Consider the following 25,413-nt stretch of genomic DNA (forward strand, 5'->3'; position numbering starts at 1 on the left):
CCGGGTTACATCATGGTTTCCGTCGGTCTGGCTCCCCCTCGGCTTACCCTCGTACGCATGACCAGCGACGACACCGCACGGCCCGGTGGGGGCCGCTCCATCGAGACCTACTCCGCACTCGCCCCCGAGCAGACCGAGGCGGTGCTCGCACTGCTCGCCGAGGCCGCCCGCACCGACGGCCAGCAGGCGGTGTCCGAACAGGGACGGCTGCAACTGCGCGGCGGCGAGCGCGAGGGCGTCTCGCATCTGCTGCTCACCGCGGGCTCCGAACTCGTCGGGTACGCCCAGCTGGAGGACACCGATCCGGTGGAGGCGCCGGCCGCGGAGCTGGTCGTCCACCCGGCCCACCGGGGCCACGGGCATGGGCGGGCGCTGGGTTCGGCCCTCCTCGCCGCGTCGGGCAAGCGGCTGCGGGTGTGGGCCCACGGGGGTCACTCGGCGGCGCGTCATCTGGCGCAGGTGCTGGGGCTGACGCTGTTCCGGGAACTGCGGCAGATGCGGCGGTCGTTGGCGGACCTGTCGCTGCCCGAGCCCGGTCTGCCCGCGGATGTGACGGTACGTACCTTCGTACCCGGACAGGATGACGCCGCGTGGCTCGCGGTGAACGCGGCGGCCTTCGCCCACCACCCGGAGCAGGGTTCTCTGACGCAGCGGGACCTCGACGACCGCAAGGCCGAGCCGTGGTTCGATCCGTCGGGGTTCTTCCTGGCGGAGCGGGCCGGTGAGCTGATCGGGTTCCACTGGACCAAGGTGCACGCCGAGGAGGGGCTGGGTGAGGTGTACGTCCTCGGTGTGCGGCCGGGGGCGCAGGGGGGCGGGCTGGGGAAGGCCCTTACGGCGATCGGTCTTCGGCATCTCGCGGGGCAGGGGTTGCCGACGGTGATGCTTTACGTCGACGCCGACAACAAGGCCGCGGTGTCCGTGTACGAGGGGATGGGGTTCTCCACCTATGAGACGGACTTGATGTACCGGACGGAGACGTAGTCGGTTGGCTGCGGGTGGGTGGGGGCTGGTCGCGCCCCGCGGCGGAGCCGCAGGTCGATACAGCCCCGCGCCCCTCAGGTACGTACAGGCTCCCTCGCACATAGCGCCCAGCCCGCCATCGCCCCCGCCAGCACCAACCCCCACCGGTCATGTGCCGCACCCCACCCCGGATCCTCCGCCCCCACGAACAGTCCGGGTACGAACAGCGTCGCCAGCACACCGGCCGTCAGCAGGCCCGCCCCCACGCCCACCCCGGGCTCCGGCTCCTCGGAGCGTCTGATCCAGGCCGCCGACCCCGCGAGCGCCAGCGCCCACGCGGCGCCCGCCTCCAGGGTGATCGCACCCACCGGGGGCCGGAGTTCGGACGGGACCAGCAATACCGCCGTCGTCCAGAACAGGCCCGCGAAGGGCACCACCCACGCCATGCGCAGGGCCTGTCGGACGGGCCGCCGTACCGGCACCGTCGCCGTCGTGTGGCGGGCCGGGTCGTCCAGGAGGAAGGCCAGGCCCAGGGCGAAGGCCAGGGCCGCGGCGCGCAGGGCGTTCAGCGCGAGCCAGGGTGTGAAGGCCTCGGGGAACAGCCGCGCCGTACCGGCGAACACGAGTCCTGCGGCGGCCCCGGCGCCGAGCGCCCGCCAGGGCACCGTACGCCCGACGTACCGGATCACTCCTCGCACCCGTCCTTCTCCGTGATCCCCTTCACCCCGAGCAGCTCGGCGGCCTGAGCCGTGGTGAGCCCCGGTGCGGTCAGCTCGCTCCAGTGCCGCTTCACCAGCGCCGTCACCTCGGCCTTCGGCCGGGTGAGCAGCCGCCGTACGGCCTCGGTCTGGCCCTCGGACATGTACATCGGGTTCGCCGGGGAGAGCACGACCGCCGAACCGGAGACGCTGTCGTCGAGGCGGACCGCCCGCAGCGCGTCCATCGGTGCGTCCTGCCAGCCGAGGGCCAGCCACATCACGGTGACCATCCGCCCGTCGCACAACTCGTTGGCCCCCCGCTCCCTCCCGGTCACCAGCACGGCGGCGACGGCCGAGGAGAACTCGGGCACCCGAGGGCCGCCCCAGCGGGTGCCGACGGTGACCTCGTACGCGGTGCCGGCGGGCTCCAGGGCGCCGTTGCCGCCCAGGCCGTACCGCGCCTCCACGCGCTGGCGGACGTGGAGCGGCTGTTCGTGGGCGGTGCCGCCGGCGAGGTCCGAGACCTCGTCCACGACCTGTGCCCAGGTGCCGATGCGGGGCGTCCACTCCGGATAGGCGCAGTACGTCGACCGCCCGCGCTGCACGCACTCCTGTTCCGGGTCGAACGTGGCCTTCTCGCGGGCCGCCGTGAGGGAGGCCGGAGTCCCCCCGGACTGGGCGACCGCGCCGACCAGGGCCAGGGCGACCGCACCGCCGAGGACGGGGTAGAGGGCCCTGACGCGGTGGCCGCCACCGGCCACCACGGCGAGGACACCGACCGTGAGACACAGGCCCAGCAGGTACAGGGCGTGCCAGGCGGCCGGGCGGCCCAGCAGGTCGGAGGGGAGCGTCTCGTAGCTGCTCTCGCCGACCACCGGCATCAGCCAGCGGGTCCCGGACTCGCCGTCGCCCGGGGCGACGCCGAGGACCAGGAAGAAGAGGAAGAACACGACCAGGAGCGGGCCCACGAAGGGCGATTTCAGGAGTCGGGCCAGCAGGACGCCGAGCGCGCCGAACAGCAGGACCGTCAGCGGGCCGACCAGCAGCTCGGCCGGCGAACCGTGTCCGACGGCGCCCGGCTTGAGCGCCTCCCAGCCGAACTGGACGCCCACGCCGACCGCGGTGAGCAGCACCGCGGGTACGACGGACAGCACATGGGCGAGCGAGCGGCGCCAGGTGCTGACGACCAGCACGCCGAAGAGCCGTTCGGTGTCGCGGCGCGTGGAGCGCAGCACGGCCAGGTTCACGCTCAGCAGGACCGCGAGGGCGACGAGCAGGGGCGCGCTCTGGGTGGCACGGTCGGCGTCCTGGAGGGCGGGAAAACCGCCGTAGGAGTCGCGGGTGGTCCAGACGATCCAGGCCACGTACCCCGCGAAGGCGACCAGGACCGGGACGGACAGCAGGAGTCTGCGGGCCTCGACGCGGGCGAGCGCGAGGACGGACGGCGAGTGGGAGGGGGCGGCCTGAGGTCGTTCCACGGTCATGGTCATGCCGTCACCGCCAGGCCCTGGCCGTCGAGGGTGAGCAGGTAGCCGTCCTCCAGGGTGGGTTCGAGGAGTTCGGCGCCGGGCGGTGGAGCGCCCACGTTGCGGAAGGTGCCGGCGCCGGTGCGCCAGCCCGCCTTGGCGTGCGGGGCGCGTTCGGTGGAGCTCCACACGTGGCCCGCCGCGCGCTCGGTGAGTTCGGCGGGGGTGCCGTCGAAGTGGATCCGGCCGCCGGCCATCACCAGGACGCGGTGGCAGAGCATCGCCACGTCCTCCGTCTGGTGGGTGGACAGCAGCACGGTCCGCCCCTCACCGGCTCGCGCGATCAACTCCCGGAACCGCATGCGCTGTTCGGGGTCGAGCCCGACGGTGGGCTCGTCGAGGACCAGGAATCCGGGGTCACCGACGAGGGCGGCGGCGAGCGCGACCCGCTGCCGCATACCGCCGGACAGCTTCTTGATCTTCTTGCCGCGTACGTCGCCCAGGTCGACCTCGTCCAGGACGCGGCGCACCTCGCGGTGGCGGGCGGCGCGGAGGTGGAGCTCCTTGAGGATCGCGACGTAGTCGACGAACTCGAAGGCGGTGAAGTCCGGGTGGAAGCCGGGCGTCTGCGGCAGATAGCCGAGCCGCCGCCGCACCTCCTGGCGGCCGCGCGCCGAACCGGGGTCGTGCCCGAGCACGGTGAAGGAGCCGCGCTGCGCGGGCACGGCGGTGGCGAGCACCCGCAACAGGGTGGTCTTTCCGGCGCCGTTGGGCCCGAGCAGCCCGGTCACGCCCGGGGTGAGCCCGAGGGACACGTCGTCGAGGGCACGGGTGCCGCCGTAGTGCAGGCTGAGGCCCGCGGCGGAGACGGTGGAGGTCATACGGCGCTCCTGGGGAACACGTCGAATCGGTCACGTACGAGGTAGAGCAGGCCGGCCGCGAGGGCGGCGATCGCGGCGGCCGTGGCCTGTCCGGCGGCGGTGAACGGGACGAGCTGTTCCTCGCCGCGCGCCTGCGCCGCCGCGAGGACGGCCACCCACACCCCGCCGACCAGGGACGGCGCGAGGAGTGGGCCGAGGCGGGGGGTGAGGGCGAGCGCGGTGGCGGTGAGGGCGAGCGCGGGCAGCAGCCAGGTGAGGGCGCGCAGACCGTAGGCGGGCAGGGCGAGCGTCGCCACGCCGTTGAGGCCGAGTCCGGTGGCGAGCACGGCGGTCGTACGGATCATCAGCAGCCGGAACCCGTGCACCGGGGAGACGACGGCCATCTCGTACGTCGGGTCCAGCGCGGGTCCGTAGCTGAGCGCGACCCCGGCCAGCGGCAGCAGCGGCGCGAGGGCGAGGAAGAGGGTCGGGGAACCGGCGGAGTACACCACGCCGACCGTCGTGAGCAGCAGGACCACGACCGACGCCAGCCATGAGCGGCGGAGCACCGGTGTGGCCGCGAGCAGGCGTGCGGTGTGGTCGGCGACCCCGAGCCGCAGCAGCAGCCCTTCGAGCAGTCCGGGGCGGGGCGCGTCCAGTTCGGCGTCCAGCCGCTCCCAGCCGAGGTCGACGGGGTCGCTCACGTCGGCGAGGGCGGCCCGGCACCCGGCGCAGGCGGCGAGGTGGGTGTCGGCGGACCAGAGCAGGGGCGCCGCCAGCTCGGCCCGGGCGTAGGCCCGCAGGTCCTCTTCTGATACGTGCCAGGTCATGCCAGCGCCTCCCGCAGTTGCTTCCGGGCCCGCATCGCCCGTGTCTTGACGGTCCCGGGCGGGATGCCCAGCACCACGGCCGCCTCCCGGGTGGTCAGCCCGTCGACGACCGTGGCCTGGAGCACCGCGCGCAGTTCCGGTGAGAGCCGGACCAGGGCGCCCGCGAGGTCCCCGTGCTCCACCCCCGCGAGCACGCGTTCCTCGGCGGACTCCTCCTCCCGGTGCCGCAGCCGGGCCAGCGCCTGCCGCAGCCGGCCCCGGGCGCCGTCGCCGCGCAGCACGTCGACGAGCCGCCGCGACCCGATCCGCCACAGCCACCCGGCTGGATCTCCGGTGGGCCCGTCCTCCCGGTACTTCGCGGTCCCCCGCCACACCTGGAGAAACGTCTCCTGTACGACGTCGTCGACGATCCCGGGGTCGGCGCACCGGCTGCGCAGCCGCGCGGTCAGCCAGGGGGCGAAGCGCCGGTACAGCTCCTCGAAGGCACGCCGGTCCCCGTCCGCCGCTACGGCGCGCAGCAGCTCCCCGTCGGTTCTCGTTTCGCTCACGTCACCTCATCGGACGAGCCCCCAGGACCGGTTCACGGAACCACGCTTGACTTTCGGGCTTGACTTTCGGGCTCCCCTTCCACCACCCTTTCACTACTCAATTAGTGAAAGGGTGGTGGAAGCGAGTGGTCGAGTACCGCATCGACCGGCGCAGCGGCGTCGCCACCTACCTGCAGATCGTCCAGCAGACCAAACAGGCGCTGCGCCTGGGCCTGTTGGCACCGGGAGACAAGCTCCCCACCGCGCGGGAGGTCGTGGAGGCGACCGCCATCAACCCGAACACCGTCCTGAAGGCCTACCGCGAGCTGGAGCGCGAGGGCCTGGTCGAGGCCCGCCGCGGCCTCGGCACGTTCGTACGGAAGTCGCTGGGCGCCGCGCCCGCCGACTCCCCGCTGCACGCGGAACTCACGGACTGGGCTGTGCGGGCGCGAACGGCGGGCCTGGAGCACGACGACGTAGCGGCCCTGTTCACGGCCGTACTGGAAGAGCACTTCAAGGGGGACGAGACATGACCGACACCGCCATGGCGGCGGCCGGACTCGGCAGGAGATTCGGCCGGCGTGGCAAGCGCGCCCTGGAGGGCTGCGAGTTCCGGCTGCCCGCCGGACGGATCTGTGCCGTCGTCGGGCCCAACGGCGCCGGGAAGTCCACGCTGCTGGCCCTCGCCGCCGGGCTGCTCCGGCCGAGCGAGGGGAGCGTCACCGTACTGGGCACCACCCCGGCCGAGGCCCGCGAGCGCCTCGCCTACGTCGCCCAGGACAAGCCCCTGCACCCCCACCTCACCGTCGCCGCCACCCTGCGGTTCGGGCAGGAACTGAACCCCCGGCGCTGGGACGCGGCCGTCGCGGAGCGGATCGTCGCCGAGGGCGAGCTGGACCCGTCCAGCAAGATCCGCACGCTCTCCGGCGGCCAGCGCACCCGGGTCGCGCTCGCGCTCGCCCTCGGCAAGCGGCCCGAACTGCTGCTCCTGGACGAGCCGATGGCCGACCTCGACCCGCTCGCCCGGCACCAGCTCACCGGCACGCTGATGGCGGACGCGGCCGAACGCGGCACCACGGTTGTCATGTCCTCGCACGTGGTGGCGGAGCTGGAAGGCTCCTGCGACCACCTGCTGCTGCTCGGCGCGGGCCGGGTCCGGCTCGCCGGTCCCCTGGAGGACGTACTCGCCGCGCACACCCTCGTCACCGGCCGCGCCGAGGACTCCCTCGCCCCGCACACGGTCGTCGAGTCCCGCACGACGGGCCGCCAGCTCACGGCGCTGATCCGCCCGGAGGGCCCGGTCGCCGCGGCCTGGCAGCCGGCCGAGCCGACGCTGGAGGAGCTGGTCCTGTCCCACCTGCGCGCCCCCGAGGCCCCGGCGCTGACCCTCGACGAGGCCGGGGAGGTGACCGCATGACCGACACGACCGTGCGGGCCACCCCTGCCGCGCCGTCCGACCGCGGGCCGCGTGGGCTGATCTGGGTGATGCTGCGGGTGCACCAGTCGGCCCTGCTGTTCTGGCTGATGCTCGTGACCGTGGTCGCGGGCGGACTGCTGTGGGCGTACGGCCCCGGCGCCGACGCCGCCCTGGCGGAGTACCGGCGGACAGGCTGTGGCACCGGGGAGCCCGGACTGGGCTGCGATCTGTCGGGCCCCGCCTTCGCCCGCTACAACGACATCCTCGGCGTCTGCGGCGCCCTGATCGGGTTCGTCCCGCTGTTCGCCGCCGCCTGGGCGGGCGGCGCGCTCATCGGCCGCGACCTGGAGAACGGCACCGCCCGGCTGGCCTGGACCCAGTCCGTCACCCCGGCCCGCTGGCTGGCCGCCAAGCTGGCGGTCCCGGCCGTCCTGCTCACCGTCGGCATGCTCACGCTCACCCTGCTGCACCGGCTGATGTGGGCCGGGGGCGAGGAGCTGCAGCGGGTCTGGGGCTGGCGCACCTGGCACGACGACGGGATCTTCCTGGCCAACGGCACCGCCGCCACGGCGTACGCGCTGCTGGGCCTGGCCGTCGGCGCCCTGGTCGGCCTGCTCCTGCCCCGCGCTCTGCCCGCCCTGGCCGTGGCGTCCCTCGCGCTGGTGGCGCTCTCCTTCCAGTTGGCCCGGCTCCGCCCGCATCTGTGGCCGACCGAGACGGTGACCGCCAAGGACGACGTCCCCGAACCGGCCGGAGTCGTCACCGACGGCGCACTCACCGCCGACGGCACCCGCGTCCCCGTCCCGGACTGCGTGGGCCAACCCACCTGCCGCTCCGGCGCCGACATCACCGGCTACTACGCCGACTACCACCCCACCTCCCACTTCTGGCCCCTGCACCTGATGGAGACCGGCATCGTCCTGGCCCTAGCGGCGGCGGCCGCCGGCACAGCGTTCTGGCTCCTCAAGCGCCACACGGCAACCACGACATGACCCGGACCACCACATCCAGGGGCCCCGCAGCCCACCGCCCCACGACCGCGCGCACCACCGACCGACCGCGCCACGGCAGGCACCGCACGACCACGACCACCGCATCCAGAGGCCCCGCCACCTGCCGCCCCACGACCGCGCGCACCGACCACGGCCCGACCACGCCGACCCACACCACCGACCGCCCGCGGCACGGCAGCCACCGCACGACCACGACCCCCACCACATCCGAAGGCTCCGCCCGCCGCTCCACGACCGCGCACGCCGACCACGGCCCGACCACACCGACCCGCACCGCCCATCCACCGCACACCGACCACTGCCCCACCACCCCGACGCACACCACCGACCGCCCGCGCCACGGCAGCAGGCACCGCACGACCACGACCCCCACCACATCCGAAGGCCCCGCCACCCGCCACCCCACGACCGCGCTCGCCCCCGCGCCCCCGCACACCACCCACCCACCGCACCGCCCAACCCCACCGCCCCGCACCCCCAGCCGTCGCACCGGAGCCGCCGTATGACTGCGATCGTCACCTCGCCCGCGCGTGCCGTCGGGTCGGTGCCCCGGCCCAGGGGTCTGTTCTGGGGGGTGCTGCGGCTGCACCGTACGGCGCTCGTCGGCTGGGGGGTCGCCCTGCTCGCCGCCGCCGCGTTCCTGTTCCGGCTGGCCGCGCTCGCCGGCGAGGCCGAGCGGGGGGCCGGCCCCTGTGCCGAGCCGGCCCACGACGGGCTGCCCTCCTGCTCGGCGGTCGAGGCGATCACCGCGGACGAGATCTACTCCACCGGCATCGCCTTCGTCACCGCCTGCGTGGCCTGGCTGATCCTCCCGGTCGCCGCCTGGGCGGGCGGCGCGCTCATCGGCCGCGAACTGGAGAACGGCACCGCCCGGCTGGCCTGGACCCAGTCCGTCACCCCGGCCCGCTGGCTGGCCGCCAAGCTGGCGGTCCCGGCCGTCCTGCTCACGGTCGGCACGACCGCGGTGGTCCTGCTCGGGGTCTGGGCCCGGGGCGAGGACAACCCGAACCTGGTCGGGGACTGGTACTACCCGGACGTCTTCATCGGCACCGGTCCGGCGGCCGTCGCCTACGCCCTGGCCGGCCTCGCCCTCGGCGCCCTCGCCGGGATGGTGTTCGGCCGGGCGCTGCCCGCGGCCGGGGCGGCCCTGGTGGGCTCGCTGGGCCTCTACAACCTGCTGGAACGCCACCGCGAGGACCTCTGGCCCACGGTCACCCGGGCCAAGGAGGGCTGGGAGGTGCCGCGCTCATTCGCACAGGTGTCCAGCACGGAGACCCAGGTGACCTTCCACCCTCCGTCCCACTTCTGGCCGCTTCAGTACGTCGAGAGCGGCATCCTCCTCGCCCTCGCGGCCGTGGCCGTCGCCGCCACCTTCCGGCTGCTGCGCCACCGAGCCTCCTGACCCCCGGGCCGTACGTCCCTCCTACGGGGGGAGGGACGTACGGTCCCGGCATGTAGACGTCCGGGGGCCGCTGCCCGATATCCCGCACGCCATGTCTCCGTAACCATTGGTTCAGACGGGCTTGCGACGCTCGGCGAATGAAGCCCGCCGTGCCAGAGCCTTCGCCGCCCCCCGAGGGGACCGCGGGGAACGGGGACGCCCGACGTCTCGCCGCCACGCTCCCGCCCGCGTCTTCCGACGCGCCCGTATCGCTGGAAGCGCGGAAGAATGGGTCCATGAGTCAGCAGAACGCCCAGGCACAGGTCCAGCACGCGCAGCCCTCCGTCGGCTCCATCGCCGCGCACCGGTCGCGCACCGTGGCCGGTTCGGTCTCCGACCTCGAACCCGACATCGACGCCGACCTCGACGCCTACGAGGAGGCGCCGACCGACGGCGCCCCCTTGCCCCAGGGCCGCTTCCTCGACCGGGAGCGCAGCTGGCTGGCGTTCAACGAGCGGGTGCTCGAACTCGCAGAGGACCCGACCACGCCCCTCCTGGAGCGCGCCAACTTCCTGGCGATCTTCGCCAGCAACCTGGACGAGTTCTTCATGGTCCGGGTGGCCGGCCTGAAGCGCCGTATCCACACCGGCGTCGCCACCCGCTCCGCCTCCGGCCTCCAGCCCACCCAGGTGCTGGAGATGATCTGGGCCCGCTCCCGCGAGCTGATGGCCCGGCACGCCGCCTGCTTCCACGAGGACGTCGCCCCCGCGCTCGCGGAGGAGGGCATCCACCTGGTCCGCTGGAACGAGCTGACGGAGAAGGAGCAGGCCCGCCTGTTCACCCTCTTCCGGCACCAGATCTTCCCCGTGCTGACTCCGCTCGCGGTCGACCCGGCCCACCCCTTCCCCTACATCTCCGGCCTCTCCCTCAACCTGGCCGTCGTGGTGCGCAACCCCGTCAGCGGGCACCGCCACTTCGCCCGCGTCAAGGTGCCGCCGTCCCTCTCCCGCCTCCTGGAGTCCAGCCCCGGCCGCTACGTCCCCATCGAGGACGTCATCGCCGCGCACCTGGAAGAGCTGTTCCCGGGCATGGAGGTGCTGGAGCACCACGCCTTCCGCGTCACACGCAACGAGGACCTGGAGGTCGAGGAGGACGACGCCGAGAACCTCCTCAAGGCCCTGGAGAAGGAGCTCATGCGGCGCCGCTTCGGCCCGCCGGTGCGCCTGGAGGTCGAGGAGTCCATCGACCGTGAGGTCCTGGACCTGCTGGTGCGCGAGCTGAAGGTCAGCGAGGCCGAGGTGTACCCGCTGCCGGGCCCGCTGGACCTCACCGGCCTGTTCCGGCTCGCCTCGCTCGACCGGTCCGAGCTGAAGTACCCGAAGTTCGTCGCGGGCACCCACCGCGATCTCGCCGAGGTCGAGTCGGCCTCCGCGCCCGACATATTCGCCGCGCTGCGCAGCCGGGACGTGCTGCTGCACCACCCGTACGACTCCTTCTCCACCTCCGTGCAGGCGTTCCTGGAGCAGGCGGCCGAGGACCCGGACGTCCTCGCCATCAAGCAGACCCTGTACCGCACCTCGGGCGACTCCCCCATAGTCAACGCGCTCATCGACGCGGCCGAGGCCGGCAAGCAGGTGCTTGTCCTGGTCGAGATCAAGGCCCGCTTCGACGAGCACGCGAACATCAAGTGGGCCAAGCGCCTGGAGGAGGCCGGCTGCCATGTGGTCTACGGCCTCGTCGGCCTGAAGACCCACTGCAAGCTGTCCCTGGTGGTCCGCCAGGAGGGCGACACGCTACGGCGCTACAGCCACGTCGGCACGGGCAACTACCACCCGAAGACGGCCCGGCTGTACGAGGACCTCGGCCTGCTCACGGCGGACGCCCAGGTGGGCGCCGACCTGTCGGACCTGTTCAACCGCCTGTCCGGTTACTCGCGCCGCGAGACCTACCGCAGGCTCCTCGTCGCGCCCAAGTCCCTGCGCGACGGCCTGATCTCGCGGATCAACAAGGAGGTCCAGCACCACCGTGCGGGCCGTCCCGCGTTCATCCGCATCAAGGTCAACTCGATGGTCGACGAGGCCGTCATCGACGCTCTGTACCGCGCGTCCCAGGCGGGCGTGCCGGTCGGCATCTGGGTGCGCGGCATCTGCGCGGTGCGCCCGGGTGTGGCGGGCCTGTCGGAGAACATCCGGGTCCGCTCCGTGCTCGGCCGCTTCCTCGAACACTCCCGGGTCTTCGCCTTCGGCAACGGCGGCGAGCCCGAGGTGTGGATCGGCAGCGCCGACATGATGCACCGCAACCTCGACCGCCGCATCGAGGCACTGGTCCGGGTCACCGACCCGGCCCACCGGGCGGCCCTCAACCGGTTGCTGGAGACCGGCATGTCCGACACCACCGCCTCCTGGCACCTCGGGCCGGACGGCGAGTGGACCCGGCACGCGACCGACGCCGAAGGCCAGCCCCTGCGGAACGTCCAGGAGATGCTCATAGACGCCCGGAGGCGCCGGCGTGGCACAGCAACACCTTGACCCGACGAACCCCACGGCCGTACCGGTGACCGGGGAGGCTCTCGAGGCCTACCTGCGTACCCAGGCCATGGAGTTCCTCCGCGCACTGCGGCTGCACCGGGAGACCGGCGGCGGCGACGGAGGCTCCCCGGGGCGCGCGAAGTCACGGACGGGGGAGAACGGCAACGGTTCCCAGGAGACGGCCGACGCGGCGCGCGCCCTGCGCCGCTCGGCCCGCCGCATCAGCGGCAGCCTGCACACCTTCCGCCCGCTCCTGGACGCCGACTGGTCGGAACGGATGCGCCCGGAACTGGCCTGGCTGTCCGGCACCCTGGCGATGGAACACGCCTACGCGGCCCGCCTGGAGCGCCTGCTGCTGGCCCTGCACCGGCTGTCGGGGGCCACGGCCTTCCCGACGCAGACGGCCGACGTAACCGCGGGCAGTCGTGCCGCCGGGGCGGTCCCCGCGACCAAGAAAGCGGTACCCGGCAGCGCCGGCCCGGTGACCGACGCCACGGCCATCGCGGGCAAGCGTGCCGACGCAGCCGCGGGCACTGGTCCCGACCTCGCGGCGCCCACCCCGGAGCGCGGCAACCTCACAGTCGGCGCCGCCAAAGCCGGCGCCCTGCTCGAACGCCAGCTCACCCTCGCCCGGACAAGAGCCCACAGCACGGCTCTCCAGGCCCTCGGCTCCTCCCGCTTCCACGCGGTCGCCGACAACATCGCCGTACTGGCGAGCGAAGTACCGCTCACCCAGACCGCCCCCGGCACCGACCTCCACCCCCTCGCGACCGCAGCCGAGGAACGCCTCACGGACGCGGTCGGCGCCCTCCCCCTGGTCACCGCCGGAAACCCGTACAACGCCGAGGCCCTCGTCCACGGCCTCTCCCCGGACCCGGCCCCCCACCCCCAGGACGCCCCCTGGCACCAGGTCCGCCTCCTGCTCCGGCTGCACCGCTACGCCCGGGAGTGCCTCCTCGGCGAGGCCCCCCTCGACGTACGACTGCTCACCGCGGGCCAGGCCCTGGACCGGCACCGCGACGCCTCCGAGGCCGCGGCGGCAGCGGCGGCGGCCGCCCGCACCCCCCGTATCGCCCCGGCCACGGCGTACGCCCTCGGCGTGCTCCACGCCGACCAGCGCCACGAGGTGGAGGCGGCCCGGTTCGCCTTTCAGCAGTCCTGGCAGACCTGGCAGAAGCAGAAGGTCAGCACCACCTCGTAGCGGAAGGAGGCCGGCGCACCGGTGACCGCACCGAACAACACCACCGTCCAGGCGGCCGGCTGCGTGCTCTGGCGGCGCTCCCCGGTCGACGGCCGGCTCGAGGTCTGCCTCGTGCACCGGCCGAAGTACGACGACTGGTCCCACCCCAAGGGCAAGCTCAAGCGCGGCGAGGAGCCGCTCGCCGCCGCCCTGCGGGAGGTCGAGGAGGAGACCGGCTACCGGGCCACCGTGGGCGCCGAGCTGTCGACCCTGCGCTACATGGTCGGGGGCCGGCCCAAGGAGGTCCGCTACTGGGCCGCCGAGGCCGGCCCCGGCACCTTCGTCCCCACCACCGAGGTGGACCGCATCGTGTGGCTGCGGCCGGACGCGGCCCGTCGCAGGTTGACGCAGGTCCGGGACCGCGAGCTGGTGGACGAGCTGGGCATCCCCGCCGAGCGCGGTCAGGGGCACTGACGTGCGGGCGGTGGTCCGATAGTGGGCCCCCGTCACACGCCGGAACTCTCCCCCGCGTATGTAGTCGAACACCTGCGTACAGTGACGAACCGAGGTGCGGAACGCCATCGGGTCGTGTCCTCAACGTAAGCGTTCCGTGACCTCACCGCACCGTCCACAGGGGTTCACCCCCCGTTCATTTACGGCCATCGGCGCCTTCACCTGTTCTGCCTAATTTCGGCCTTACGCGGTGTGGCGCGGCAGTTCGCTTCCCGCCCACATCACCAAGACTTCGCACGCCGCCGGATTCAGGACGGCGGCTCCTGGAAGGAACTCCCTCAAGTGAAGCTTCAGCGCATGAACCGGCGGGCCCTCGCTCTCGGTGCTCTCGCCGTCTCCGGCGCCCTGGCCCTCACGGCGTGCGGCTCCGACGACACGGGCAACAGCGGCAGCAGCGACTCCACCACCAGCGCCCAGGCCGGCAACATCAAGTGCGACGACGCCAAGGGCCAGCTGCTCGCCGACGGCTCGTCCGCGCAGAAGAACGCGATCGACGCGTGGGTGAAGCAGTTCACGGCCGCCTGCCAGGGCGTCCAGATCAACTACAAGGGCGGCGGCTCCGGCGCCGGTGTCACCGCGTTCACGCAGGGCACGGTCGCCTTCGCCGGTTCCGACTCGGCGCTGAAGCCCGAGGAGATCACGGCCTCCAAGGAGGTCTGTGAGGGTGGCCAGGGCATCGACCTGCCGATGGTCGGTGGCCCGATCGCCGTCGCGTTCAACGTCGAGGGTGTCGACGAGCTCGTCCTGGACGCGGAGACGCTCGCGAAGATCTTCAGCGACAAGATCAAGAACTGGAACGACCCGGCGATCGCGAAGCTGAACCCCGACGCGAAGCTTCCCGACCTCAAGATCCAGGCGTTCCACCGCTCGGACGAGTCCGGCACCACGGACAACTTCACCAAGTACCTGATCGCCACCACCCCGGACAACTGGAAGTACGAGGGCGGCAAGGCCTGGACGGCCCCCGGTGGCCAGTCCGCCTCCGGCTCCTCCGGTGTCGCCCAGCAGGTGAAGCAGACCAACGGCGCGATCAGCTACATGGAGCTGTCGTACGCCAAGGACGCCTCCGTCGTCGCCATCGACACGGGTGCGGCCGAGCCGGTCAAGGCCTCCGTCGAGGGCGCCACCGCCGCCATCGCCGACGCCAAGGTCGTCGGCACCGGCAAGGACCTGGCCCTGGAGCTGAACTACGCCACCAAGGCCGATGGCGCCTACCCGATCACCCTGGTGACCTACGAGATCGTCTGCGACAAGGGCAACAAGGCGGAGACGCTGCCCACCGTCAAGGCGTTCCTCAACTACATCGCCAGCGAGGACGGCCAGGGCCTCCTCGCGGACGCCGGCTACGCCCCCATGCCGGAGGACATCATCACCAAGGTCCGCACCACCGTCGCGGGCCTGAGCTGACCTGAGTGTGCGGCCCGGCCCCCTCACAGGGCCGGGCCGCACCGTCCGGTGCACCGCCGCCAGGAGCCCCGTGTGACACAGGGCGCCGCAGACCGGAGAATCAGATGGACATAACTACCAAGAACACCCAGGCACCCCCTCCTCCACCGCAGCCGACCGCGGCCCAGCACAAGCGCAACGCCCGCGGCGCCACCCGTCCCGGCGACCGGGTCTTCCTCGGTCTCGCCCGTGGCTCCGGCATCTTCCTGCTGATGATCATGGCCGCCATCGCGGTCTTCCTCACGTGGCGGGCCACCATCGCCATCAGCAAGGACGAGGGCAACTTCCTCACGACCTTCGAGTGGAACACCGCGGGCAACGAGCCGGTCTTCGGCATCGCGGTCCTGGCCTACGGCACGATCATCTCGTCGATCATCGCCATGGTCATCGCCGTCCCGATCGCCGTCGCCATCGCGCTGTTCCTCACCCACTACGCCCCGCGCAAGCTGAGCGGTCCGATCGCCTACGTGATCGACCTGCTCGCCGCGGTGCCGTCCATCGTGTACGGCCTCTGGGGCGCCCTGATCCTCGTACCGCACATGGACGGCCTGTTCGGCTGGCTGAACGACTACTTCAGCTGGACCGGCATCTTCGACTGGGAGGGCGGCGCCCCCCGTTCGATGCTCACGGTCGGCATCCTGCTCGCGATCATGATCCTGCCGATCATCACCAACGTGAGCCGTGAGGTCTTCCGCCAGGTCCCGCAGATGCACGAAGAGGCCGCCCTGGCCCTCGGCGCCACGCGCTGGGAGGTGATCCGCATGGCGGTGATCCCCTTCGGCCGCTCCGGCGTGATCTCCGCCTCGATGCTCGGCCTCGGCCGCGCCCTCGGCGAGACCATGGCCGTCGCCACCGTGCTCTCCCCTGACTTCCTGATCCACGGCAGCCTGCTCAACCCGGGCGGCGGCACCTTCGCCCAGAACATCGCCAGCAAGTTCGGTGAGGCCAACGAGTTCGGCCGGGACGCGCTGATCGCCTCCGGTCTGGTCCTGTTCGTCATCACCCTGCTGGTCAACGGCGCGGCCCGGATGATCATCGCCCGCCGCAAGGAGTACTCGGGGGCCAACGCATGAGCAACACGACTCTCGTTCAGCACCCGAGCTCGCTCCAGGGCGCCCGACTGCCGAAGTGGTCCCCCTGGGCCATCGCCGGCGGCTCGCTCGCCGTCTCCATCGGCCTCTGCCTGGCCACCGGCATCGAGAGCAAGATCCAGTGGGGCCTGATCGCCGCGCTGCTCTTCCTGCTCGGCACGTATGTCATCGCCAGTGCGGTCGAGGGCAAGCGCCAGGCCAAGGACCGCATCGCGACCTCGCTGGTCTGGGTCGCCTTCCTGCTCGCCGTGGTCCCGCTGTTCTCCCTGGTCTGGTCGACCGTCCAGCGCGGTATCAAGGTCCTCGACGTCTACTTCCTGACCCACTCGATGGGCGTCGTCGCGGACACCGAGCCCGGTGGCGGTATCTACCACGCCATCATCGGCACCCTCGAGCAGGTCGGCATCGCCACCCTGATCGCCGCGCCGATCGGTGTCCTCACCGCGATCTACCTGGTCGAGTACGGCCGCGGCCACCTGGCCCGCGCGGTCACCTTCTTCGTCGACGTGATGACGGGTATCCCGTCGATCGTCGCCGGTCTGTTCATCCTCAGCCTCATGCTGAGCTTCGACATGAGCTTCTCCGGCTTCGCGGGCGCCCTGGCGCTGGCGATCCTGATGATGCCGGTCGTGGTCCGCTCCACGGAGGAGATGCTCAAGCTCGTCCCGAACGAGCTGCGCGAGGCATCCTTGGCCCTGGGCGTGCCGAAGTGGCGCACCATCCTGAAGGTGGTCCTGCCGACCGCGGTCGGCGGTATCACCACCGGTGTGATGCTGGCCGTGGCCCGTATCGCCGGTGAGACCGCGCCTGTCCTGCTGCTGGTGTTCGGCAACCCGTTCATCAACAACAACCCCTTCGAAGGGGCGCAGGCGTCGCTGCCGCTGTACATCTACCAGCAGTACGCGAACAGCGCGGGCTCGGAGGCGGCGTACGACCGCGCCTGGGCCGCGGCTCTCACCCTGATCGTCATCGTGATGATCCTGAACCTGGCGGCCCGCGGCATCGCCCGCTGGAAGGCTCCCAAGACCGGTCGCTGACGCGGCCATACAGCGACCGAGTTTCAAGACTTTTCCGAAAGAAGCAGTGATACCCCATGGCCAAGCGAATTGACGTAAGCGGCCTCAGCGCCTACTACGGCTCCTTCCGCGCCATCGAAGACATCTCGATGACCGTCGAGCCCCGCTCCGTGACCGCCTTCATCGGCCCCTCCGGCTGCGGCAAGTCCACCTTCCTGCGCACCCTGAACCGCATGCACGAGGTCACCCCCGGCGGCCGGGTCGAGGGCAAGGTCATGCTCGACGACGAGAACCTGTACGGCGCCGGCGTCGACCCGGTGACCGTGCGGCGCGAGGTCGGCATGGTCTTCCAGCGCCCGAACCCGTTCCCGACGATGTCGGTGTACGACAACGTCGCGGCCGGCCTGCGGCTGAACGGCTCGTACAAGAAGTCCCAGCTGGACGACATCGTCGAGAAGTCGCTCAAGGGCGCGAACCTCTGGAACGAGGTCAAGGACCGCCTGAACAAGCCGGGCTCCGGCCTCTCCGGTGGTCAGCAGCAGCGTCTGTGCATCGCGCGGGCGATCGCGGTGGAGCCGAAGGTGCTCCTGATGGACGAGCCCTGCTCGGCCCTCGACCCGATCTCGACCCTCGCCATCGAGGACCTGATCGGCGAGCTGAAGGAGCGCTTCACGATCGTCATCGTGACGCACAACATGCAGCAGGCGGCGCGAGTCTCCGACCGCACGGCGTTCTTCAACCTGGCGGCCGTCGGCCAGCCGGGCAAGCTGATCGAGATAGACGACACGGAGCGCATCTTCTCCAACCCGTCGGTCCAGGCCACCGAGGACTACATCTCCGGCCGCTTCGGCTGATCGGACCCCTCGCGGTGCTGCATGGCGGTGCCACCGCGAGGCAAAGAAGGGCCCGCCCCCTGGCTCCCGGGGGGCGGGCCCGTCGGCGTTCACACGCCGGTGGCTGGTTACCGCGCTCAACCTGCTGCACAGCTGCACAGCCTGCGGGCAGTCGTGCCGCTGGGGCGGCACGGGTGGGCTGGGGGTCCCCCCTCTGGGGGAGGCACCCCGCCGGCGCGGGCAAGCGAAACCCACCCCCACCCGAGCCCCCGCAATGGGCGCTACAGAAACGCCAGGTTCACAACGCCGAAGGCTCCCGCGGCCACCACCGCGGCCGCGGGCATCGTGATGAACCACCCGAGCACGATGTTCTTGGCGACTCCCCACCGCACGGCGTTCAACCGCTTCGTCGCCCCCACACCCATGATCGCCGAAGTGATCACATGGGTCGTGGAGATCGGCGCCTTGAACAGGAACGCCGTGGTGAACATGATCGACGCCCCCGTGGTCTCCGCCGCGAACCCCTGAGGCGGATCCAGCTCAATGATCTTCCGTCCCAGCGTCCGCATGATCCGCCACCCACCGGCATACGTGCCCAGCGACAGCATCACGGCGCACACGATCTTCACCCAGACCGGAATGGGATCGCCGTAGTCCTCGACATCCGCGATGACCAGGGCCATCACCACGATGCCCATGGTCTTCTGCGCGTCCTGAAGGCCATGCCCGAGAGCCATGCCCGCCGCGGAAACCGTCTGCGCTATCCGGAACCCGCGCTTCGCCTTGTGCGGATTGGACCGCCGGAAGATCCACATGATCGCGGTCATGACGAGGTAACCGGCGAGCAGCCCCACGAACGGCGAGATGAACATCGGGATGATGACCTTCTCCAGCACCCCGTCCCAGTACACGGTCGTCCCACCGGCGAGCGCCGCCCCCACCATGCCGCCGAACAGGGCGTGCGAGGAGGACGAGGGCAGCCCGAAGTACCAGGTGATCAGGTTCCAGGTGATCGCGCCGACGAGTGCCGCGAAGAGGATCCCCATCCCCTTCGACCCCTCGGGCGTCTCGATCAGCCCCTCACTGACGGTCTTGGCGACACCCGACCCCAGGAAGGCGCCGCCGAGATTCATCACCGCGGCCATGAGCAGCGCGGCCCGAGGAGTGAGCGCCCGCGTGGAGACGGACGTGGCGATCGCGTTCGCCGAGTCGTGGAAGCCGTTGGTGTACGTGAAGAAGAGCGCGACCAGAATGGTCACGACCAAAGCGAAGGTGTCCATGGACGCGCCTCAGGACTCCTTCACTGCGATCGTCTCCACCGTGTTCGCCACGTGCTCGAACGCGTCCGCTGCTTCCTCGAGCACATCCACGATCTGCTTGAGCTTCAGCACCTCGATGGCGTCGTACTTGCCGTTGAAGAGATGCGCGAGGAGCTTGCGGTGGATCTGGTCGGCCTGGTTCTCCAGCCGGTTGACCTCGATCCAGTACTCGGTGAGGTTGTCCATGGTCCGCAGATTGGGCATGGCCTCGGCGGTCAGCTCGGCGGCCCGCGCGAGCACCTCGACCTGCTGCTCGACCCCCTTGGGCAGCTCCTCCACGTTGTAGAGGACGACCAGGTCGACGGCCTCCTCCATGAAGTCCATGATGTCGTCGAGGGACGACGCGAGGTTGTAGATGTCCTCGCGGTCGAAGGGCGTGATGAACGAGGAGTTCAACTGGTGGAAGATCGCGTGCGTGGCATCGTCACCGGCATGTTCCGCGGCCCGCATACGCTCTGCGATCTCGGCCCGGCCGGCGGTGTCCGCCCCGAGCAGTTCCATGAGGAGTTTCGAGCCCGTGACGATGTTGTCCGCGGACGCGGCGAACATGTCGTAGAAGCTCGTCTCCCTGGGGGTCAGACGAAAGCGCACGTGGGGTCCTCGGGGTCCTTCGGTTTCGGTCAGGCTGATGCTAGGCGCATCATCCGGCCACGGCTAATGGGCCGTCCCCCAGTGTCGCCCATCGGGCACAGTGATCAGCACGGGGGCGTACCAAGGGCCCTATACCCAGCAAAGTTCGGTACGATATACCCAGTAGGGGTATATGTCTGGAGGACGCGATGACGACGACCGAGGCCGGCGCCACGGCGCCCTCCGAGCAGGAGCTCGCGGCCGAGCACGCCACGCACGGCTACCACAAACAGAAGGACGAGCACCTCAAGCGACTGCGCCGGATCGAGGGCCAGATCAGGGGCCTGCAGCGGATGGTCGACGAGGACGTGTACTGCATCGACATACTCACGCAGGTGTCGGCGTCGACGAAGGCGCTGCAGTCCTTCGCGCTCCAGCTCCTGGAGGAGCACCTGCGCCACTGCGTCGCGGACGCGGCCCTCAAGGGCGGCGACGAGATCGACGCCAAGGTGGAAGAGGCGACGAAGGCGATCGGCCGTCTGCTGCGGACGTGAGGCCGAAAATGATCGGTTAGCCGTCGATCATCGGGTGGAGGGGCCGTCGCCACGACAGCGGTCGCGCTCCTCGGCCACCCGCAGCACCTCGTCGATGCTCTCCAGACTGAGCCGCTCCTCGGCGGCCGAGGCCGCGATGATGAGCTCACCGCACAGCTCGATCTCGGCGAGGGCCACGTGGTCCTGAACTGCCGTACCGCCGACCGGAGCCACGCGCATCACCTCTTCTCTGCCGTCACCGACTTCCTAGAGTAGGGAGCGGCCTACACACCGCGCATGGCACGGACGGGCTAGTCCTTGACGACCGTCGCGGATCCTCACTCCTGCGCGATGCGCCCGGCGTAGATGTCCGCGCGATCCGGAAGGCGTACGTCGACGGGGACGCCGAAGTCGAACAGCAAGGTGGTGGAGGCCACGTCGACGGGCTGTTCCTGCTGACCGTTGACGAAGCTGAACCGATGCCGGACCTTCCGGATCCGCCCCTCGTCGTCGAGATACACGTCGAAGGGCACCCGTGGTGAGGCGAACCCTTTCGCCGCCGCGTTGAGCGAGTCCCGAGAGCCCTTGGAGGCCCGCTCGGCGGCGAGCCGCAGATCGGCGACCCCGCGGTAGTGCTTCACCGCCGCCCCAGCGAGCTGCTCGGCCCCGACGTAGTCGACGCTCCGCACACCGAGAAGCAGTTGAGCCGCCGCGTACGGATCCGTGGCCCCACCGGTGACCAGGTTCCCGTCCGCCATGGAAGCGGTCTCGACCCGCACCCACTTGTCGGCGGGCACACCCGCACCGCGGTTCTTCATGAACAGCGCGCCGGGCGCGAGGAGCTCGGTGATGGGCCGGTGCGCGGGGTCCCCGGCGGGATCCTGCGGCAGCAGCACCTTCAGCCGCCCGACCTGCTTCCGGTAGTCATAGACGCCCTCGCCGCGAATGGTGACGCGGGTCCCGCCGGTGGCCATCTCCATGGAGGTCCGGGCTTTGGAGGTACGGGCGTCGACGAGCGCGGCGGCGGCACCGGCGACGACCTCGACGTGTTGCTCGGCGTCCCCGCTCTTCCCGTCGTCGGTCACGGACCCGCCGCACCCGGCCACGCTCACGACCCCCGCCGCGACAACGAGCGCCCCCGTCCGCCTGAACCGCCGCTCCGCCATCGCCTGCCTATCCCCCAGCCGGTACGTCCGTTCTCGGGCCCCCCGTCGTCCCGCTTAACGACGACCAGGTGCCCCCGTAACGCACGCACCCGCGCTTGGAAACCCTTTACCTACGCTCGGTACGGTTGCTCCGTGGCCCACGACGAAGCCCCGCCCCCGCCCCGCCCCACCCACCGCACCGCCACGATCGAACAGGGCCCCTTCTGCACGGCCCAGTGCACCTGCGGCTGGAAGGGCCCGGCGAGAAGAGCCCGCAGCCAGGCAAGAAGAGACGCAGAGGCCCACACGACAAGCTGATCGACGCCGCACGCAATCCAGCCCGTCCGGCGTTTGAGGACGAGGCCGTTCAGGCCGAAGCGGGGGTCTGGGGGCGCAGCCCCCAGCGATGGGACGGGTAGGGGCGGTGGGGGCGAGAAAACCCTTCCCGCCAGCCGACACGGAACCCCCACCCCCACCACCCCGTCTCGTTCCACGGAACCCACGGGAGGCGACATGGAACGGCGCACGTTCATAGCCGGCGGAGCAGCCGCACTCACGGCGACCACAACCGCCGCATGCACCAAAACGGGCACCGGCACCGGCACCGACCCCAAACCCCGCACCTCCGTCCCCCGCATGCGCACCACCAGCGCCACCACCCCCGCCACCTGGTCCGCCCTCGCCCAGGACCTCGACGGCCAGCTCATCCGCCCGGGCGACACCACCTGGAACACCGCCCGCCAGCTCTACAACACCCGCTTCGACAACCTGAAGCCCGCCGCGGTCGCCTACGTCGCCCACACCGCCGATATCCGCACCGCCCTGACCTACGCCCACGCCCACGACCTCCACGTGGCGATCCGCAACGGCGGCCACTCCTACGCGGGCTGGTCCTCCGGCAACGGCCGCCTGGTCATCGACGTCTCCAAGCTCAACCGCGTCCGCACCTCGGGCACCACGGCGGTCATCGGCGCCGGCGCCAAACTCATCGACGTCTACCGCGCCCTCGCCGCCAAGGGCGTCACCATCCCCGCCGGCTCCTGCCCCACCGTCGGCGTCTCCGGCCTCACCCTCGGCGGCGGCCACGGCGTCGTGTCAAGGGCGTACGGCCTGACCTGCGACAGCCTCACCCGCGCCACCCTGATCACCGCCGACGGCAGGCAGGTCACCGCCGACGCCACCACGAACAAGGACCTGTTCTGGGCCCTGCGCGGCGCGGGCAACGGCAACTTCGGCGTCGTCACGGAGCTCCGGTTCAAGACCCACCCCGCGCCGCAGGCCGTCACCGCCTACATGTCCTGGCCCTGGTCGAAGGCCGCCACCGTACTGAAGGCCTGGCAGGAGTGGGGCCCCACGCAGCCCGACGAGATCTGGTCGTCCTTCCACCTCGCGAACGCCGTCGGCGGCACCCCGACCGTCTCCGTCGCCGCCTTCTCCCTCGGCACCTACGGCGAACTCCAGAACGCCGTGGACCGTCTCGCCGACCGCATCGGCGCCTCCGCGACCAGCGTCTCGCTGCGCCGCCGCTCCTACGAGGAGTCGATGGAGCTCTACGCCGGCTGCTCCTCCTTCGCCACGGACGCCCAGTGCCACCTGCCCGGCGCCACCCCGGGCCGCTCCCCGCAGGGCGCCCTGCAGCGCGAGACCTACACCGCCAAGTCGGACTTCTTCGACCGCTCGATCTCCTCGGCGGGCATCCAAGTCCTGCTCGCCCAGCTGAAGAACGTCCGCGGCGGCTCCGGCAGCGTCGCCCTCACCGCCCTCGGTGGCGCGGTCAACCGCGTCGACCCTACGGCGACGGCGTTCGTGCACCGCCGCTCCCGCATGCTGGCCCAGTACATCGGCGCCTGGCGGGCCGGCACGAGCGGCACGACGGTCCAGTCCTGGCTGACCGGCGCCCACGACGCGATGAAGCCGTACGCGTCGGGCGCGGCGTACCAGAACTACACGGACCCGACCCTGCGCAACTGGCGCAAGGCGTACTACGGGGACGCGGCCCCCAGGCTGACCCGGCTGAAGAAGCAGTACGACCCGAGGGGGTTCTTCACCTACCCCCAGGCCATCTGAGGGAGGGGCAATCAATCGGGCCGCAAGATCAAAGGGCCCCAAGATCGGGTGTCAGGCCGCCAGATCCCGCTCCGCGGCCCCGGCATTCTCCTGCCGCGCCCCCGGAACGACCGCGCCCTGACCGTCGTACGACGACATCTTCCGCGACCGGACGATCCACCCGGCCCGCGGCGAGCGCTCGACCGCCTTCGTCACCGGCGTCAGCAGCGCCGAGGCGACGGGCGAGAGCAGCAGGGTCACCGCCGTGCCGAGCGCGAACCCGCCGATGACGTCGGTCGGGTAGTGCACGCCCATGTACACCCGGCAGAAGCCCTCCAGCAGCGCGAGCCCTATGCCGACGAGGCCGAACTTCCGGTTGGCGACGAACAGCCCGACCCCCATGGCCATGGTGATCGTCGCGTGGTCGCTGACGAAGGAGAAGTCGGTCTTCCCGGTGACCAGGACGTCCAGGCCCTGGTGGTCGAGGAAGGGGCGGGGGCGCTCGACGAAGCCCCGTATCGGTACGTTCACCAGCACCGCGATCGCGGCGGCGAGCGGTGCCCACACCAGCGCGGCCACGGACGAGGCCGTGTCCTCGCCGCCCCGGCGACGCACCGACCACCAGCACCACAGCACGAGCAGCACCATGGCGATCAGCAGGCCGTACTCACCGACGTACTCCATGACGCGGTCGAACCAGTGCGGCGCGTCCTTGGCCAGGCCATTGATGTCGTAAAGCAGCTCGACGTCGGGGTTCGACCCGGATGCGGCGAGTCCAGCCATGATGCTGTGGCCCCTTCGTCGTCTCTCCCGGCACGCCTGTGCGCGCGCCGCTGTGCCACCCCCGTGGTTGTAGATCCGCGCTCGGCTACGTCAACAGGAACGCACGGTCCCCATTGATACGTTCCACACTCCACTGAATGATCACGCAGACGTTATCGAAGAGAGACACATCATCGCAGCTCAGGGGGTGGGTTCACGCTGCGTCTACACGTCGGTGGGGAGCGCTTTCGCGCCATCCTCGGTGACCCGGGTGGCCCCGAAGTAGTCGGGGGTGTCGATCGGGTCGAACCGGATCACAGCACCTGTTCTCGGGGCGTCGATCATGTACCCGCCACCGACATAAATACCCACATGCCGGATGGCCCGGGAGTTGGTGAGGTCGTCCGAGAAGAACACCAGATCCCCGGGGAGCAGCTCGTCCCTGGCCGGATGCGGGCCCGCGTTGTACTGATCGTTGGCGACGCGCGGCAACGTGATCCCGACACTCTCGTACGCGGCCTTCGTCAGCCCGGAGCAATCGAACCGCCCGCCGTCCTCGGCGGTACCGTCCCCGCCCCAGAGATAGAGCGTGCCGAGCTTCTTCTGCGCGTAGGCGATGGCCGCGGCCGCCTGCTTCGAGGGATCGACCCGACCGACGGGCGCCGCGAAGCTCTCCTCCAGCGTAGTGATGGTCTTCACGTAGTTCTGGGTCTCGCTGTACGGCGGCACGCCCCCGTACTTGATGACCGCGTAGGCGCCGGCGTTGTAGGCGGCGAGCATGTTCTTCGTCGCGTCGCCGGGCACGTCCTTGACGTAGGAGGCGAGTTCGCAGTCGTACGACGCCGCCGAGGGGATCGCGTCCTGCGGGTCCCAGACGTCCCGGTCGCCGTCGCCGTCGCCGTCGATGCCGTGGGTGGCCCAGGTGCCGGGGATGAACTGCGCTATCCCCTGCGCCGCGGCCGGGCTCTGGGCCTTGGGGTTGAAGCCGCTCTCCTGGTAGAGCTGGGCGGCGAGCAGCGCCGGGTTGATGGCGGGGCAGAGGTTGCCCCACTTCTGCACGAGCGTCTGGTAGGCGGCCGGAACCGCCCCCTTGGCCAGCGCCTTGGCCCCGCCGCCGACGCCGTTGGCGAGGTTCCCGGCGATCACGTACACCCCGACGACGAGCAGCATCACGAAGCTGAGCGCCGCCGCGACACCGGCACCCGCCACGATCCATGCCTTACGCACCGTCAACCGCCCCTCGCCCACCGGGAGTCCGCCCGCGCCAGTCTAGGAG

General features: G+C 71.1%; 26 protein-coding genes. 15 read left to right on the forward strand and 11 right to left on the reverse strand.

Annotated elements, in window-relative coordinates; translation table 11 throughout:
* Positions 1 to 57: 57 nt before the first annotated feature.
* Positions 58 to 984 (forward strand): mycothiol synthase, encoded by a 927-nt coding sequence (gene mshD / locus AC068Z_RS15415; protein ID WP_478555272.1) that lies wholly within the window; start codon positions 58 to 60, stop codon positions 982 to 984.
* 74 nt (positions 985 to 1,058) lie between these two features.
* Here the strand turns inward: mshD and AC068Z_RS15420 are convergent, their stop codons facing one another.
* From AC068Z_RS15420 to AC068Z_RS15440, 5 genes are read right to left on the reverse strand one after another with little or no spacing between them, the layout of a single operon-like run.
* Positions 1,059 to 1,661 (reverse strand): ABC transporter, encoded by a 603-nt coding sequence (locus AC068Z_RS15420; RefSeq protein WP_478555274.1) that lies wholly within the window; start codon positions 1,659 to 1,661, stop codon positions 1,059 to 1,061.
* Positions 1,649 to 3,151: an ABC transporter permease gene (locus AC068Z_RS15425; protein WP_478555276.1), complete on the reverse strand. Its 1,503-nt coding sequence runs from the start codon at positions 3,149 to 3,151 to the stop codon at positions 1,649 to 1,651. The genes AC068Z_RS15420 and AC068Z_RS15425 overlap by 13 nt, the downstream gene beginning before the upstream one ends.
* Positions 3,148 to 4,008 (reverse strand): ABC transporter ATP-binding protein, encoded by an 861-nt coding sequence (locus AC068Z_RS15430; RefSeq protein ID WP_478555278.1) that lies wholly within the window; start codon positions 4,006 to 4,008, stop codon positions 3,148 to 3,150. The genes AC068Z_RS15425 and AC068Z_RS15430 overlap by 4 nt, the downstream gene beginning before the upstream one ends.
* Positions 4,005 to 4,817: a zf-HC2 domain-containing protein gene (locus AC068Z_RS15435; RefSeq protein WP_478555280.1), complete on the reverse strand. Its 813-nt coding sequence runs from the start codon at positions 4,815 to 4,817 to the stop codon at positions 4,005 to 4,007. Before AC068Z_RS15435 ends, AC068Z_RS15430 begins: the two co-directional genes overlap by 4 nt.
* Positions 4,814 to 5,365: an RNA polymerase sigma factor gene (locus AC068Z_RS15440; protein WP_478555282.1), complete on the reverse strand. Its 552-nt coding sequence runs from the start codon at positions 5,363 to 5,365 to the stop codon at positions 4,814 to 4,816. The genes AC068Z_RS15435 and AC068Z_RS15440 overlap by 4 nt, the downstream gene beginning before the upstream one ends.
* Positions 5,366 to 5,490: 125 nt before the next feature.
* Here AC068Z_RS15440 and AC068Z_RS15445 point away from each other — a divergent pair, with 125 nt between their 5' ends.
* From AC068Z_RS15445 to pstB, 12 genes are all read left to right on the forward strand, one after another.
* A complete protein-coding gene (locus AC068Z_RS15445; RefSeq protein WP_478555284.1) occupies positions 5,491 to 5,877 on the forward strand; it encodes a GntR family transcriptional regulator in 387 nt (128 codons plus the stop codon).
* Positions 5,874 to 6,761, forward strand: a complete 888-nt coding sequence (locus tag AC068Z_RS15450) for an ABC transporter ATP-binding protein (RefSeq protein WP_478555286.1) — start codon at positions 5,874 to 5,876, stop codon at positions 6,759 to 6,761. Before AC068Z_RS15445 ends, AC068Z_RS15450 begins: the two co-directional genes overlap by 4 nt.
* Positions 6,758 to 7,753 carry an ABC transporter permease gene (locus AC068Z_RS15455; RefSeq protein WP_478555288.1) on the forward strand — a complete coding sequence of 332 codons (996 nt, stop codon included), beginning with the start codon at positions 6,758 to 6,760 and terminating at the stop codon, positions 7,751 to 7,753. Before AC068Z_RS15450 ends, AC068Z_RS15455 begins: the two co-directional genes overlap by 4 nt.
* Positions 7,750 to 8,280, forward strand: coding sequence for a hypothetical protein (locus AC068Z_RS15460; RefSeq protein WP_478555290.1), 531 nt, complete (start codon positions 7,750 to 7,752; stop codon positions 8,278 to 8,280). Before AC068Z_RS15455 ends, AC068Z_RS15460 begins: the two co-directional genes overlap by 4 nt.
* Positions 8,277 to 9,176: a hypothetical protein gene (locus tag AC068Z_RS15465; RefSeq protein ID WP_478555292.1), complete on the forward strand. Its 900-nt coding sequence runs from the start codon at positions 8,277 to 8,279 to the stop codon at positions 9,174 to 9,176. Before AC068Z_RS15460 ends, AC068Z_RS15465 begins: the two co-directional genes overlap by 4 nt.
* 275 nt (positions 9,177 to 9,451) lie before the next feature.
* Positions 9,452 to 11,683 (forward strand): RNA degradosome polyphosphate kinase, encoded by a 2,232-nt coding sequence (locus AC068Z_RS15470; RefSeq protein WP_478555293.1) that lies wholly within the window; start codon positions 9,452 to 9,454, stop codon positions 11,681 to 11,683.
* Positions 11,664 to 12,884 (forward strand): CHAD domain-containing protein, encoded by a 1,221-nt coding sequence (locus AC068Z_RS15475; RefSeq protein ID WP_478555295.1) that lies wholly within the window; start codon positions 11,664 to 11,666, stop codon positions 12,882 to 12,884. Before AC068Z_RS15470 ends, AC068Z_RS15475 begins: the two co-directional genes overlap by 20 nt.
* A gap of 21 nt (positions 12,885 to 12,905) precedes the next feature.
* The gene (locus AC068Z_RS15480; RefSeq protein ID WP_478555297.1) at positions 12,906 to 13,337 is read left to right on the forward strand and encodes an NUDIX hydrolase; all 432 of its coding nucleotides are present in this window, start codon (positions 12,906 to 12,908) and stop codon (positions 13,335 to 13,337) included.
* Between the two features lie 321 nt (positions 13,338 to 13,658).
* Positions 13,659 to 14,783, forward strand: a complete 1,125-nt coding sequence (gene pstS, locus AC068Z_RS15485; RefSeq protein ID WP_478555299.1) for a phosphate ABC transporter substrate-binding protein PstS — start codon at positions 13,659 to 13,661, stop codon at positions 14,781 to 14,783.
* A 104-nt stretch (positions 14,784 to 14,887) separates the two neighbouring features.
* Positions 14,888 to 15,895: a phosphate ABC transporter permease subunit PstC gene (pstC, locus tag AC068Z_RS15490; RefSeq protein ID WP_478555300.1), complete on the forward strand. Its 1,008-nt coding sequence runs from the start codon at positions 14,888 to 14,890 to the stop codon at positions 15,893 to 15,895.
* Positions 15,892 to 16,950: a phosphate ABC transporter permease PstA gene (gene pstA / locus AC068Z_RS15495; RefSeq protein ID WP_478555302.1), complete on the forward strand. Its 1,059-nt coding sequence runs from the start codon at positions 15,892 to 15,894 to the stop codon at positions 16,948 to 16,950. Before pstC ends, pstA begins: the two co-directional genes overlap by 4 nt.
* A 56-nt stretch (positions 16,951 to 17,006) precedes the next feature.
* The gene (gene pstB / locus AC068Z_RS15500) at positions 17,007 to 17,783 is read left to right on the forward strand and encodes a phosphate ABC transporter ATP-binding protein PstB (protein WP_451718733.1); all 777 of its coding nucleotides are present in this window, start codon (positions 17,007 to 17,009) and stop codon (positions 17,781 to 17,783) included.
* 260 nt (positions 17,784 to 18,043) lie between these two features.
* Here pstB and AC068Z_RS15505 read toward each other — a convergent pair whose 3' ends face one another.
* A complete protein-coding gene (locus AC068Z_RS15505; RefSeq protein ID WP_478555305.1) occupies positions 18,044 to 19,042 on the reverse strand; it encodes an inorganic phosphate transporter in 999 nt (332 codons plus the stop codon).
* Between the two features lie 9 nt (positions 19,043 to 19,051).
* On the reverse strand, positions 19,052 to 19,672 hold the full coding sequence (locus AC068Z_RS15510; RefSeq protein WP_478555307.1) for a DUF47 domain-containing protein: 621 nt from the start codon (positions 19,670 to 19,672) through the stop codon (positions 19,052 to 19,054).
* Positions 19,673 to 19,860: 188 nt separating this feature from the next.
* Between AC068Z_RS15510 and AC068Z_RS15515 the strand changes: the two genes are divergently transcribed.
* Positions 19,861 to 20,205 (forward strand): metal-sensitive transcriptional regulator, encoded by a 345-nt coding sequence (locus AC068Z_RS15515; protein ID WP_478555309.1) that lies wholly within the window; start codon positions 19,861 to 19,863, stop codon positions 20,203 to 20,205.
* 27 nt (positions 20,206 to 20,232) lie between these two features.
* Here the strand turns inward: AC068Z_RS15515 and AC068Z_RS15520 are convergent, their stop codons facing one another.
* Together AC068Z_RS15520 and AC068Z_RS15525 are read right to left on the reverse strand one after the other, a co-directional pair.
* Positions 20,233 to 20,424 (reverse strand): hypothetical protein, encoded by a 192-nt coding sequence (locus AC068Z_RS15520; protein WP_478555310.1) that lies wholly within the window; start codon positions 20,422 to 20,424, stop codon positions 20,233 to 20,235.
* Between the two features lie 98 nt (positions 20,425 to 20,522).
* Complete coding sequence (locus tag AC068Z_RS15525; RefSeq protein WP_478555312.1) at positions 20,523 to 21,350, reverse strand: SCO4651 family lipoprotein; 828 nt, start codon at positions 21,348 to 21,350, stop codon at positions 20,523 to 20,525.
* A 492-nt stretch (positions 21,351 to 21,842) separates the two neighbouring features.
* Between AC068Z_RS15525 and AC068Z_RS15530 the strand changes: the two genes are divergently transcribed.
* Positions 21,843 to 23,396, forward strand: a complete 1,554-nt coding sequence (locus AC068Z_RS15530) for an FAD-binding oxidoreductase (RefSeq protein WP_478555314.1) — start codon at positions 21,843 to 21,845, stop codon at positions 23,394 to 23,396.
* 51 nt (positions 23,397 to 23,447) lie between these two features.
* On the opposite strand, the gene AC068Z_RS15535 is transcribed toward AC068Z_RS15530, so the two are convergent.
* A complete protein-coding gene (locus tag AC068Z_RS15535; protein WP_478555316.1) occupies positions 23,448 to 24,158 on the reverse strand; it encodes a phosphatase PAP2 family protein in 711 nt (236 codons plus the stop codon).
* A 204-nt stretch (positions 24,159 to 24,362) separates the two neighbouring features.
* On the reverse strand, positions 24,363 to 25,385 hold the full coding sequence (locus tag AC068Z_RS15540; RefSeq protein ID WP_478555318.1) for a C40 family peptidase: 1,023 nt from the start codon (positions 25,383 to 25,385) through the stop codon (positions 24,363 to 24,365).
* Between the last annotated feature and the right edge of the window lie 28 nt (positions 25,386 to 25,413).

It is taken from the genome of Streptomyces sp. NPDC043726 (assembly GCF_056436565.1).